The organism is Ulvibacter sp. MAR_2010_11 (assembly GCF_002813135.1).
GTDB lineage: Bacteria > Bacteroidota > Bacteroidia > Flavobacteriales > Flavobacteriaceae > Altibacter.
Genome location: NZ_PHTY01000001.1, coordinates 1,109,526 through 1,123,007, shown reverse-complemented (window position 1 = coordinate 1,123,007; position 13,482 = coordinate 1,109,526). Strand labels below are relative to the sequence as shown.

The following is a 13,482-nucleotide window of genomic DNA, read 5'->3' as shown; positions in this document are numbered from 1 at the left end:
TTACTGTATCTTTGCGGCCCTAATAAAATAGTCAATGTTCCACGTGGAACAATTTAAGATATGTTTCAAAAAGAATACGATGTAATAGTAGTTGGCGCGGGCCATGCGGGGTCTGAAGCTGCGGCTGCAGCTGCGAATATGGGATCAAAAACCCTGCTCATTACCATGAACCTTCAGAATATTGGTCAGATGTCCTGCAACCCTGCTATGGGTGGTATTGCCAAGGGGCAGATTGTACGTGAGATTGATGCTATTGGTGGATATAGTGGGATTATTTCAGATAAAACAGCAATACAATTTAAAATGCTTAATAAATCTAAAGGACCCGCAATGTGGAGTCCTAGGGTGCAAAGCGATCGTATGCGTTTTTCTGAAACCTGGCGCTTGATGTTGGAACAAACAAAAAATCTCGATTTTTATCAGGAGATGGTTGCCGGAATTCTCGTTGAAGGAGATCGTATTGTAGGAGTTAGAACTTCATTGGGATTAGAAGTTCGTGCAAAAAGTGTTGTTTTAACCAATGGGACTTTCTTAAACGGACTCATTCATATAGGAGAAAAGCAGTTCGGCGGAGGACGCGCGGGAGAACAAGCTGCTACAGGAATTACCAAAGATTTGGTCAATTTGGGATTCGATTCCGGAAGAATGAAAACGGGAACACCTCCAAGAGTTGATGGAAGATCTTTGGATTTTTCAAAAATGGTAATTCAACCGGGAGATGAAAATCCCGAAAAGTTTTCTTATTTGGACAGCACCCAGCCCTTGAAAGAACAAAGAGCTTGTCATATGACGTATACGAGCCCAACAGTTCATAATTTGTTGAAAGAAGGTTTTGATCGATCTCCTATGTTCAATGGTGCGATAAAAAGTATTGGCCCCAGGTATTGCCCATCTATTGAAGATAAAATTAACCGTTTTGCCGACAAGGACAGACATCAATTGTTTGTAGAGCCTGAAGGATGGGACACCGTAGAATACTACGTAAACGGATTTTCAACTTCGTTGCCGGAAGATGTTCAGGCGAAAGCGTTACGACAGGTTGAAGGATTTGAAAACGTAAAATTCTTTCGTCCTGGATATGCAATTGAATACGATTACTTTCCGCCCACGCAATTAAAGCATACTTTGGAAACCAAATTGGTTTCCGGATTGTACTTTGCGGGACAGATTAATGGCACAACCGGGTATGAAGAAGCGGCCTCTCAAGGATTGATGGCAGGGATCAACGCCCACTTAAAAGTACACGAAAAAGATCCGTTTACCTTAACACGTAGTGAGGCATATATAGGGGTGCTAATAGACGATCTTATTACAAAAGGAACCGAGGAGCCTTATAGAATGTTTACATCACGCGCCGAATACCGCACCTTATTGCGACAGGATAACGCAGATTTTCGATTAACTCCAAAATCGTTCAAAATTGGCTTGGCAGGAGAGGAGCGCATGCGAAAAATGGAAGAAAAGAAAACTAAATCTAAGGCGTTTATTAAGTTTTTTAAAGAAACCAGCGTTTCTCCGGAACTTATAAATCCCATATTAGAATCTAGAGAATCGGCTACAATTAAACAAAGCGATAAAATGTTTAAGTTGTTTTCGCGGCCTAATATTGTTATGGACGATATGCGAAAAATTGAGGTAGTTGAGAATTTCGTAACTGAAAACAAGCTCGATGCCGAAGTCCTTCAGCAAACCGAAATTCAGGTAAAATATGCGGGGTATATTGAAAAGGAAAAGAACAATGCCGATAAATTGAATCGTTTGGAGGGAATCAAAATTCCTGCAAATTTTGACTATTCAAAACTTAAATCACTTTCCTTTGAGGCAAGAGAAAAATTAAATAATATTAAACCTGCTACGGTTTCACAGGCGTCACGAATTAGTGGTGTTTCACCAAATGATATTTCGGTGATGCTAGTGTATATGGGGCGTTAGTCACATTGTTTCACGTGGAACATTCCAATTTCTATTTTGACGAACAATAATAAAAGCCATTATTTGAAAACTAAAGATTTCCTTGTTTCAGGGGAATCTTTCGATTTGGTGTTCGATGCTGAGCAAGAAATGCTTGTAACTTTTCCTACTCCCAAAAGCGAAGATCTTTCCAAGTATTACGAAAGTGACGCCTATATTTCACATACAGATTCAGATAGTGGAATGCTGGCTAGCATATATCAATGGGTAAAGAAATATTCGCTTTCAAAAAAACTGAAACTCATTACTTCTTTGCAAAAAGGCGCCGGCAGTTTGTTGGATATTGGTGCCGGTACCGGAGACTTTTTGAAATTGGCCAAAGTGCATAATTGGGAAGTTAGTGGAGTAGAGCCCAATCCTGGAGCACGTGCTTTGGCAAAGGAAAAAAGGATTGAATTGGAATGGTCCATTGATGATTGTTCCGGAAAACAATTTGATGTGGTTACGCTTTGGCATGTGTTGGAGCATATGCCAGATTTGGAAACCACTTTAAAAAAAATTGAAGCACTTGTAAAACCCGGGGGACATTTAATAATTGCAGTTCCAAATTACAATTCGTTCGATGCAAAATATTATAAGGAGTTTTGGGCTGCTTTTGATGTGCCCAGACATTTATGGCATTTTTCAAGAAACTCGATGAAACAATTATTTTCGGAACAATTTCATCTTAGAAAAACAAAGCCTATGATTTTCGATTCGTTTTATGTGAGTCTGCTTTCAGAAAAATATAAAACAAGATCCACGTTTTCAATTAGAGCTTTTTTTATCGGTTTGTGGTCCAACATCAAAGCAATGGGTACAAAAGAGTATTCTTCACTAATTTACTGCTTCAAAAAGGAGATTTAGGCATATTCAGGGCTTTTTGCAGCCCTTCTTTAAAGAATCGGCGCAAAGGGTTGCGGGAATGATAAAACGCTCTCAGAGCGGCCTATTTTGCGTTCAATTTTAATAAAGAGAGTTTATTACTAAATATTTAATAATAAATATAATCTATACCAGTTCCGCCTTGTGAATCAGTCGCGTTAATTGGATAGACAAATCGGTGAAGATAATTTTTGCATTCCCGTTTCGCTCAATATGATAAGTGGCATCCTCTAGAGCTTCGGTAATTTCATAAATATTATTCTGATGCACAAATGGGGCAAATTTTTCAATTGAGAATCCGCTGTCCTCCGCTTCAAAAAACAAAAGACTGTCTGCCTTATAATTTTTCAGAAGCGCTTGGCGAAACAATTCAATACAGAACAGCAGGAACTTTTTTTGAGTTTCCCGCCCTTCTCCGGCAAGATTATCACTCCATTCCAACAAACTGTTGATGGCTTTTTTGTTTCCCTTTGCCTTAAATGCGGTGCGCACCCATGTTACAAACCATTTTTCGAAAATAATATCATCACCATCGTTTCGCATTAAATGCAGCGCCTTATTGTAGTCTCCGTTCGCCTGTCTGCTAATCTTTTTAGCAAGATTTTCGGAAAGATTGTGTTTTGAAGACAATGTTGCCGCGATTTCCTCCTCAGGCAACAAGGGAAAGCTCAATTTTTGACAACGCGAATAGATTGTGGTTAAAATTTGCTCTTCATTTTCGGTTAGTAGCAGTAGCACTGTTTTTTCGGGTGGTTCTTCAACTATTTTCAGGATTTTATTGGCACATTCGGTGTTCATCTTGTCGGCCATCCAGATAATCATAATCTTATAACCCCCTTCGTATGCCTTTAACGACAAGCGTTTCGCAATTTCTTCAGCTTCTTTTACATTGATATTTCCCTGTTTATTTTCAATACCCAGGTGTTGAAACCAGTCGAAGAGTGAGGCATACGAATTTTCTAAAGTAAACGCTCTCCACTCTTCAGAAAAAAGAGAAGAAACGGGATTCTTTTTTATGTCATCATTTGTATTGACCGGGTAGACAAAATGAAGATCGGGATGTGTGAGTTTTGCAACTTTTTTTGCGCAAATTTCAAATTCCGGACTGTTTTTTTCATAACGGTCACACAATAAATGACCCGCATAAGCAATGGCCATAGGTAAAAGGCCGCTTCCGCTTGGACCTACAAACAACTGAGCGTGCGGTATACGTCCGTTTTCAATAGTTTTAAGCAAATGTGCTTTTAAGTGTTTTTGGCCAATTATTTCTGAAAAATCCATACACAAAACTACACATTTTTTACGTCGAAAAAGAAGTGTAATCGTGTATCTTTGCCTCTCAATAAAAAGTATATGAAAACGGTAAATGACTTTAATTTTAAGGATAAAAAAGCGCTCATTCGGGTTGATTTTAACGTCCCGTTGAACGAAGACTATGAAGTAACGGACGCGACACGTATTGAAGCAGCGAAACCAACGATTATAAAAATATTGGAGGACGGTGGTAGCTGTGTTTTGATGTCGCACTTGGGTAGACCAAAGAATAAAGAAGTCGAATTCTCTCTGAAACACATTGTTAACAACGCAAGTGAGGTTTTTGGAGTCACTGTGAAATTTGTGAATGATTGTATTGGCGCTGTCACCCAGGATGCGGTTTCAACACTAAAACCGGGTGAGATTTTATTGTTGGAAAACCTGCGATATTATGAGGAAGAAACAAAAGGCGATCGCAAGTTTGCCGAGAAACTGTCCAAACTGGGAGATATCTATGTAAATGATGCCTTTGGCGCGGCGCACAGAGCCCATGCTTCCACGGCTATTATTGCTAAATTTTTTCCTAAGAATAAATGCTTCGGATTGCTACTCGCTTCCGAAATTGAAAATGTAAATAAGGTTCTTGCAAATAGTCAAAAGCCCGTAACCGCAATAATTGGAGGAGCCAAGGTATCATCAAAAATTACAATTATTGAGAATATTTTAGACAAAATAAATCATTTAATAATAGGTGGCGGAATGGCGTTTACCTTTGTAAAAGCCAAAGGAGGCGCGATAGGAAGCTCGTTAGTTGAGGAAGACAAGCAAGAAATGGCACTGGATATCTTGAAAATGGCTAAGAAAAAAGGAGTGCAGGTTCACCTTCCGTCCGATGCCGTGGTGGCAGATAGTTTTTCGGAATTCGCCAATACTGAAATTGACGGAGTAGACTCTATTCCGGACGGCTGGATGGGATTGGATACAGGACCTAATACCAACATACAATTTGCAGAAGTAATTGCAAATTCAAAGACAATTCTTTGGAATGGACCGGTAGGAGTTTTTGAAATGGAGCCTTTCGCAGAAGGAACAATTTCTTTAGGAAATGCCATCGCTGAAGCTACCAAGAACGGAGCATTTTCATTAGTTGGCGGAGGAGATTCGGTGGCGGCGGTTAAAAAGTTTAATTTCACCGAAAAGGTGAGTTACGTGTCTACAGGAGGCGGTGCCATGCTGGAGATGCTTGAAGGTAAAACTTTGCCCGGAATTCAGGCAATTTTAGACTAGTAAAAGGCGTTATAACTGGCGGCAAATGTGTTAAAAGTTTGTCTATTCGCGTCATTTAATTAATTTTAGCAAAATTTAGCTCCCCTAACCTACGTTTAGTTAAGTATGAAAAAAACACTCTTTTCGTTACTATTGCTTTTTAGCTGCATGTTGTTACATGCACAAAAAACCAAACCGGCACCGGATTCGCTTAAGACGAAACACGTAAAAATTGTTGATTCCATCACAATTAGACAGGTTTCCGGCGATTTACCAAAGACGGTGGTTGCTACAAAGCTCAAAGACACGGTAATTTTCGATTTGGAAGACATGGCCATGGCAAGAAAAAAAGATAGCCTGTGGTTGCAACAATTGTATAAATCTGAAATGTTTGAAGAAGTTTACGGAACTATAAGCAGTCAGGAATACGAACCGGTTGATTACGAAGAATTACCCACCGAACTACTCAAACAACGCCTTGCCGAATTAAACGCAAGGACGCCTTTTAATGTAGAATACAACCCTTCGTTGGAGAGCGTAATTAAGCATTACCTTAAAAACAGAAGAAGAACCATGGGAAGGCTTATGGCGTTAAGCGATTATTATTTCCCAATGTTTGAAGAGGCGCTGGACAAGCACAACATCCCGCTAGAATTAAAATATTTGGCCATTGTAGAATCAGCGCTTAATCCGCGTGCAAAATCCAGAGTCGGTGCCACCGGATTGTGGCAATTTATGTTCAATACCGGAAAGATGTACGGTCTCGATGTAACTTCTTATGTAGATGAGCGCTCGGACCCTCTTTTGGCAACAGAAGCAGCCTGTGAATACTTAAAAAGCCTCTACAAAAGTTTAGGAGATTGGGATTTAGCACTTGCGGCATATAATTCGGGTCCCGGAAATGTATCGAAAGCTCTGCGTCGCGCAGGAGGTTATACCAATTACTGGAACATTCGTCACCACCTTCCACGTGAAACAGCAGGATATTTGCCCGCTTTTTTGGCAACCATGTATATTTTTGAATTTGCTGAAGAACACGGATTTGTGAGTGACGGACCAACAATTCCTTATGTTGCAACAGACACCATACATGTAAAAAGAATGATTACACTGGAGCAGGTAGCGAAGGTGACCAATGTAGATATGGAGGAACTTCAATTTTTAAACCCTTCATACAAACTGGATATTATTCCGAATATTAAGGATGAAAAATATGTCTTGCGATTGCCGATACGTGCTGTAGGAAAATTTGTTGCCAACGAAGAAGCTGTATATGCCTTTGCCGAAAAAGAATTTAATGACAGGGAAAAGCCCTTACCACAGATGTTTGAGGAGGCCGGAAAGATACGGTATAAGGTGCGAAGCGGTGACTATTTGGGTAAGATAGCCGATAAATATGGCGTGTCGGTAAGTCAGATAAAACGCTGGAACGGCTTGCGCAGTAACACCCTTAAGGTAGGACAGCGACTTACAATTCACCCCGGGAATTCGGCAGCAAGCACCAAAGCGGCTGTTTCGGAAAGCGGGAATGCAAAAATCTATACCGTTAAAAACGGAGACTCTCTGTGGAGTATTTCTCAGAAATTTCCAGGCGTTACCGTTCAGAATATAAAAAAATGGAACGATATTAGTGGTACCAATTTAAAACCGGGAATGAAGCTTAAGATTTCGAAAGGATAGTTCCCAATAAATTCCATTTTCATGAAATCAATTTCTCTAGTCCTTCTCACCTTTATTTTGTTTACTTCTTGTTCAGAATCGGGTAAAAAGGACAGGTCGTATTTGCCAACATCCAATGGAAATATAAACGCACTTCAGGTAATTATTGACAATGACATATGGAATGGAGCTGTTGGAGAAACTATCCGGGAATACTTAGCCGCTCCGGCCGACGGACTTCCACAGGAAGAGCCGCTTTATTCTATCAATCAGATGCCGCCCTCTACCTATACGGGCTTTGCAAGAAAATATCGCCTTTTTTTACATGTAACTATAGCTGAAAAGGAAGGATTTGTTATCGATGAAGATCCTTATGCTAAACCTCAAACAGGTGTTTTTGTATCGGCGCCTTCTGAAGCTCGCCTGGTCGAATTGATATCTGAAAATCATCAGAAAATTTTAGAGGCATTTAAGGCATCGGAAATTATTGAAAAGCAAAGGCGAATAAAAATTTCACTAAAAGAATTAGACTCTTTGAAAGAACGTTTGGGGGTAACTTTAAATGTTCCTTCGGCCTATAGAATATCACTGGCTACCGAAAACTTTTACTGGCTGCGAAAGGATTTAAAATCCGGCAGCACTAATATCATCATTTATGAAGTCCCCATGAGCATGATTGGAAAAGATTCGGCTATTGTGGGAGACATTATTAAAATACGGGACTCTATTGGTGCGGGTTATATGCCCGTTGAGGACGAAGGGGAGTTTATTACAGAGGAAGCCTATGCACCGTATTTGTTTTCTAGTGAGATAGACGGGAAATTTGCCTATGAAACCAAGGGAACTTGGGAAGTAAAAGATAAATATATGGCCGGACCCTTTTTAAACTATGCGGTGAAGGACGAGGCTAACAACAGGTATATAATTTTAGAGGGCTTCACCTATGCCCCTTCGGTAGCGAAGCGGGACTTACAATTTGAACTGGAAGCAATCTTGAAATCGGCCAAAATAGACTGATATCCTAGCTATCTATATAAAAAGCCTGTTACGAGTTTCGCAGCAGGCTTTTTTATGTACATTGAAAAGAACTAATTATTTCTTTTCGTCAATTTTTTTATCGTTCGGATCTTCTTTCGAAGCATCCTTAAATTCTTTAATACCGGAGCCTAAACCTCGCATTAATTCCGGAATTTTTCTTCCTCCAAATAACAATAAAACAATCACTACGATTAATGCAATTTGCCAAGGACCAATAGCTAGGGGTATAAGTAATGCATTCATTTTTCAATAATTTATCAAACAAAGGTAACAAGAAATACTTAGATAGAACGTTTTCCAATTAACTTTAGCGTGTAACCGGTTGAGTTTATTTTATATTTGTACCACTAAGTATTCGCAATGGCAGAAAAAGAGAAACGATCCCGAAAGATAAGAAAGAAGTTATTGCACAAATATCGTTTGGTCGTACTGAACGAAGACACCTTTGAAGAGCGGTTTTCATTTAAGCTGAATAGGCTTAACGTGTTTGTTTTCAGTATGGTTTTTGCGATGTTTTTAGTTACCATTACTACCGTCATTATTGCTTTTACACCCCTTCGGGAATACATCCCCGGATATTCATCAGCCTCTTTAAAACAAAAAGCCACCGACCTCACCTTCAAAACAGACTCACTACAGCAGGTTATTAATGTAAATGAGCAATACCTTGCTTCAATACGAAAAGTGCTCACAGGAGACGTTAAAACGGTTAATTTTAATAAGGATTCTATTATTGAAGCAGCCAAAATAGACATGTCTCAAATTAACCTGAATGCCTCCAGGCAAGATTCTCTGCTTCGAGAAAAAGTCTTTCAGGAAGATAAATACAACCCGTTAAAAGGAGCTTCCGAAGTGAGTTTTGTACTATTTGCGCCTGTAAAAGGAACAATTTCAGATGGATATAACCCCAAGGAAAAGCATTTTGCAGTCGATATAGTCACGGCAAAAGATGCGCCTGTAAAGGCAACAGCAGACGGAACTGTTATTTTTGCAGAATGGACCGCAGATACCGGCTATGTGATCATTATTGAACACGCCAATAATCTGTTATCTGCCTATAAACACAATGCTTCACTGAACAAAGTGCAAGGAGAATTTGTAAAGGCAGGGGAGGTAATAGCTATTTCAGGGAATACAGGGGATCTTTCTACGGGACCACATCTTCACTTTGAGTTGTGGAGCGATGGATATCCCATCAATCCTACTAACTTTATTAAATTTGATTAGACCGGCATGCCTATAAAGTCCATAGCTGCTAAAATCCTTGCAAGAAGAGAGGTTCGCCGTATCCATAAGTGGTCGGAAGCGCCCGAAAAAACACAAGAACGGGTATTTAAACAGTTGATTAAAAATGCAAAGGATACAGTTTTCGGAAAAGATCACTATTTTCATACAATCACCTCGCCAAAACAATTTGCCGCTCAGGTGCCAATTAGAGATTACGAGGCATTAAAATCGTATGTCGATAGAGTGGTACAGGGAGAAGAAAATGTCCTATGGCCCGGGAAACCACTTTATTTCGCCAAAACCTCGGGCACAACCAGTGGTGCCAAATACATCCCTCTTACTAAGGCTTCCTTGCCCTTCCATTTGAAAGCAGCACGGAATGCAATTCTTTGTTATATAGAAGAAACAGGAAAATCGGATTTTGTAAATGGGAAAATGATTTTTTTACAGGGGAGCCCGCGTTTGGAGAAAAAAAACGGAGTTAAATTTGGCAGGCTGTCGGGCATAGTCGCTCATTATGTCCCGAAGTATCTTCAAATGAACCGATTGCCCAGTATGAAAACCAATTGTATAGAAGACTGGGAAACCAAGGTGGATGCTATCGTCGCCGAGACTATTAATGAGAATATGACCGTAATTAGCGGCATTCCTTCTTGGGTACAGATGTATTTTGAACGCCTCCAAGCTAAGTCGGGCAAGAAAATAGGCGACCTTTTTAAAAACTTTGAACTGTTTATCTATGGAGGGGTAAATTATGAGCCGTACCGCGCAAAATTTGAAGCGTTAATTGGCAGAAAAGTGCCGAGTATCGAATTATTTCCCGCCAGCGAAGGATTTTTTGCTTATCAGGACAGTCAGAAAAAAGATGGCATGCTGCTGCTTTTGAATTCCGGAATTTTTTACGAATTCGTTGAAGAAAAGCGATTTTTTGAAGATAATGCTCCAAGACTTACCATTGGGGAAGTGAAAACGGGCGTAAATTATGTAATGATAATTTCTACCAATGCCGGGCTGTGGGCTTATAATTTAGGAGATACTATTCAGTTTATTGCTACAAAACCTTATCGCATTATGGTATCCGGCCGCATAGCGCATTATATTTCGGCCTTTGGGGAACATGTGATTGGGAAGGAAGTGGAGCAAGCAATGAAAGAGGCTATTGAAGATTTTCAGTTTTCAATTTCTGAGTTTACGGTTGCACCCCAAACCGCACCCAATAAGGGAGATCTGCCGTATCATGAATGGTTGATAGAGTTTGAAAAAGTTCCGATGAACCTTCAGCAGGTAGCGGAAGCATTGGACGCTTCGATGCAGCGGCAAAATTCGTACTATTTCGATTTAATAAAAGGAAAGGTTCTTCAGCCGTTAAAAATAAGGGTTTTAGGAAAAGACAGTTTTAATAGTTATATGAAGTCTCAAGGAAAATTAGGGGGACAAAACAAAACACCGCGTTTGGCAAACGACCGCGAGATTGCCGACGAACTGATTAACTTGCAAGCCTTAAATTAGTTTATCTTTGCACAGGAATGAATAAAATGAAATCACATATTCGAACTCGCGCGCAGGAGAGTTCCGGCGCCATAGAACGAATTTACATCACCATGAGGCACCTCTTTAACAGAGGTTTTTACAAACCCATGGGGGTTTCAGGGGAGACGTTGCGTGAGGCTCTTTTTATTTTACGTCCCGAAATTTACGGCTCGATCGCCGAGGAAAAGATCGAATTACAGGGTCTTTTGTACGTAATTGACCGACTCCCTTACGGAATTGAGGAATGCAGATTTGTAAACCTCACCAGTGATGAAGGCTATAAAAATTCACACTTTAAGGTCATTATTCCCGAAAAACGCCGCCGAAATTGCTATCGCATTGATGCAGAGCAGATGAATATTGAAATTACCAGAGGACGCTCCGAAATTTACGACATCCTTACCCACCTTACCTTTCTGTATATTGAATCTCATAAGATCATGAAGCAGGTTTTAATTGATGAAAAGGGAACAGTAATTCGAGATTGGCAAAAACTGGAGGCGGCAGTTTTAAAAAAGGGCGAATTAACGCAAAACGACAAGGAAACAGCGCTTACACATACCGCCAATTTTTTAGGCCGCACTTTTGAAGAGGTAAATGAAATCTACAGTCAGTTTGCCAGCCCAGAAGATGAAAACCGATTTTTAAGTCTTATCTATTTCTTAGGGAAGTATGCCATGGAAGAAGTCCTTGACGACAATAAGCGAATTATTACGTTTAGCCCGGTATTACGTGAACGATTAGGGCATCATATTTACGGAGAGCGATGGGCACTGAAGATTAAGCAGACACTGGAAGAAAAAGGCTTTTTAGAGCGACCGCTGCATATTATTAGTGCCAATATGCACAGTGTTATGAATAGTTTGTATGCCCCCGCTGCTTTAGCTTCCGAATTCAAACAAAAGAAGCCGTTAGAAGTATTTGAAGCTTTAAGTAAGCATGTCAATGTGAAATTACGGGATAAGATTCAAAAATTTGCCGGAGACAATGGCATGACCTACGTTGAAGACACAAGCGGGACTAATACCAATGTCCAGATATTTGACACATCAAAACTTCCTGGACGCTTGGAAACGGGGGACAAAAGCCCGGTGATTATCGTTATGGACTATGCCTTTGGTGAGCAAGCTTATGAAAGCATGGACGAATTGTTAAAGCCCTATGAGACTAAAGAAAAGCGGCATTTTTTAAATGTTATATCTATCTCAATTATGGGAAAGGCCGGTATTTTGGAAGGGGGAAAGGGGGATATTATGATTCCGTCTGCGCACGTATTTGAAGGAACAGCCGATAATTATCCGTTTAAAAACAAATTAAAGAAATCACATTTCGCGGAGGACGACGTTAAGGTATGCACCGGCGCGATGATAACCGTATTGGGAACATCATTACAAAACCGGGATATTTTAAAGTTTTTTCACAATTCCACCTGGAATGTAATTGGTCTAGAAATGGAAGGAGCCCACTATCAGAAGGCGATTCAGGCGGCATCGAAGATTCGCGGAAGCATCAGCGGCAAGGTGGAGGTGCGGTATGCATATTATGCTTCAGACAACCCGCTGGAAACAGGAAGTACCCTCGCTTCGGGAGGACTTGGCACAACAGGCGTAAAGCCCACTTATTTGATTACCGAAAAGATATTAAAACAGATTTTAAACTAACAATTATGAATACGACGAATAACAATGAAGACATCGATTTAATCTTCCTTTTTAAGAAACTCAATGATTCTTTTAAGAGGATTTTAATTGCAGCCTATAAGTTTATTTTATTTCTAATTAGGAATTGGATAATTGTACTATCCTTAGTGCTCATTGGAATTTTATGGGGGTATTTATCACAAAAGGATGTTAAAAATTCTAAATCCACTAATGCTGTTGTTCGAATTAACTTTGGACTAGGAAGTTATGTTTACAATTCGATTGACATTTTAAACACCAAGATTAATAATCGAGATTCAGTTTTTCTATCAAATCATAATTTATGGAATGGACAACCATTGATAAAAAACGTTGAAATTAAGCCAATTATTAGTTTTAACGAATTATTGGAGAATTATGGAAATAACAACAAAACCTTCGAAATTCTTTTAGATAAATATGAATACGACGGGGATGATTCTGCAAGTAAGGTTTTTACTTTTGAGTATAAATTTCATAAACTAAAGGTGAAATTATCAAATAACGCAACGTCAAAAACACTAGACAACTTAATAAATTATTTTAATGGTAATGAGTTACTTGCTAGCTACAAGGAGGAAGCCATAAAAACAGACATGGAACTTCTTTTATCCAACAAAAAAACTATCGAATTAATCGACAAGGTATTTCAGAACTATGTAGAAGAACAAGAGCCGGATTTTTCAACCTACCAAATAGTATTAGATAAGGATTTGACAGGGTTGGTTGAAAAAAAGAATCATTTGCTCGACCTAAATAAAGACTTACAAAGAGATATAGAATTGTCTAAAGATATAACGGTATTGCTTAATAAATCTGATTTAGTTGAACAACAACCTGGTATTTTAGGTAATAAAATTATAGTTTATCCATTTTTCCTTTTGTTTATGTTTTTTGTTTTTGCCCTATTTAGGAAGGGATATTCTGTTGCAAAGGAGATGACGCTTGAAGAAAGAAAAAATGCATAAAAAAAATTAGCCAAGACTAAAATATT

The 13,482-nt window shown here is 39.3% G+C and carries 11 protein-coding genes; 9 read left to right on the top strand and 2 right to left on the bottom strand.

The genetic code is table 11. The annotated features are described in order from the left end of the window. The first annotated feature begins 60 nt into the window (after positions 1-60). Together mnmG and ATE92_RS05285 are read left to right on the top strand one after the other, a co-directional pair. The gene (mnmG, locus tag ATE92_RS05290; RefSeq protein ID WP_100802714.1) at positions 61-1,932 is read left to right on the top strand and encodes a tRNA uridine-5-carboxymethylaminomethyl(34) synthesis enzyme MnmG; all 1,872 of its coding nucleotides are present in this window, start codon (positions 61-63) and stop codon (positions 1,930-1,932) included. A 63-nt stretch (positions 1,933-1,995) separates the two neighbouring features. Beyond that, entirely contained in the window at positions 1,996-2,817 is an 822-nt protein-coding gene (locus ATE92_RS05285) for a class I SAM-dependent methyltransferase (protein WP_232729118.1), read from the top strand. Positions 2,818-2,961: 144 nt separating this feature from the next. Here the strand turns inward: ATE92_RS05285 and ATE92_RS05280 are convergent, their stop codons facing one another. Further along, the gene (locus tag ATE92_RS05280) at positions 2,962-4,116 is read right to left on the bottom strand and encodes a hypothetical protein (RefSeq protein WP_100802713.1); all 1,155 of its coding nucleotides are present in this window, start codon (positions 4,114-4,116) and stop codon (positions 2,962-2,964) included. Between the two features lie 72 nt (positions 4,117-4,188). On the opposite strand from ATE92_RS05280, the gene pgk reads away from it, so the two are divergent. The 3 genes from pgk to ATE92_RS05265 all read left to right on the top strand — a co-directional run bounded on the left by pgk (position 4,189) and on the right by ATE92_RS05265 (position 8,031). Then, on the top strand, positions 4,189-5,376 hold the full coding sequence (gene pgk / locus ATE92_RS05275) for a phosphoglycerate kinase (protein ID WP_100802712.1): 1,188 nt from the start codon (positions 4,189-4,191) through the stop codon (positions 5,374-5,376). 105 nt (positions 5,377-5,481) lie between these two features. Next, positions 5,482-7,035 (top strand): LysM peptidoglycan-binding domain-containing protein, encoded by a 1,554-nt coding sequence (locus tag ATE92_RS05270; protein ID WP_100802711.1) that lies wholly within the window; start codon positions 5,482-5,484, stop codon positions 7,033-7,035. Positions 7,036-7,056: 21 nt separating this feature from the next. Continuing rightward, positions 7,057-8,031, top strand: a complete 975-nt coding sequence (locus ATE92_RS05265) for a DUF4837 family protein (protein WP_100802710.1) — start codon at positions 7,057-7,059, stop codon at positions 8,029-8,031. 75 nt (positions 8,032-8,106) lie between these two features. Here ATE92_RS05265 and ATE92_RS05260 read toward each other — a convergent pair whose 3' ends face one another. Beyond that, a complete protein-coding gene (locus ATE92_RS05260; RefSeq protein WP_100802709.1) occupies positions 8,107-8,295 on the bottom strand; it encodes a twin-arginine translocase TatA/TatE family subunit in 189 nt (62 codons plus the stop codon). A 117-nt stretch (positions 8,296-8,412) separates the two neighbouring features. Here ATE92_RS05260 and ATE92_RS05255 point away from each other — a divergent pair, with 117 nt between their 5' ends. From ATE92_RS05255 to ATE92_RS05240, 4 genes are read left to right on the top strand one after another with little or no spacing between them, the layout of a single operon-like run. Next, a complete protein-coding gene (locus ATE92_RS05255) occupies positions 8,413-9,279 on the top strand; it encodes a M23 family metallopeptidase (RefSeq protein ID WP_100802708.1) in 867 nt (288 codons plus the stop codon). A gap of 6 nt (positions 9,280-9,285) precedes the next feature. Beyond that, positions 9,286-10,788, top strand: coding sequence for a GH3 auxin-responsive promoter family protein (locus ATE92_RS05250; protein ID WP_100802707.1), 1,503 nt, complete (start codon positions 9,286-9,288; stop codon positions 10,786-10,788). Between the two features lie 17 nt (positions 10,789-10,805). Next, complete coding sequence (locus tag ATE92_RS05245) at positions 10,806-12,470, top strand: hypothetical protein (RefSeq protein ID WP_100802706.1); 1,665 nt, start codon at positions 10,806-10,808, stop codon at positions 12,468-12,470. Positions 12,471-12,475: 5 nt separating this feature from the next. After that, positions 12,476-13,456 carry a hypothetical protein gene (locus ATE92_RS05240; protein ID WP_100802705.1) on the top strand — a complete coding sequence of 327 codons (981 nt, stop codon included), beginning with the start codon at positions 12,476-12,478 and terminating at the stop codon, positions 13,454-13,456. Positions 13,457-13,482 lie beyond the last annotated feature (26 nt).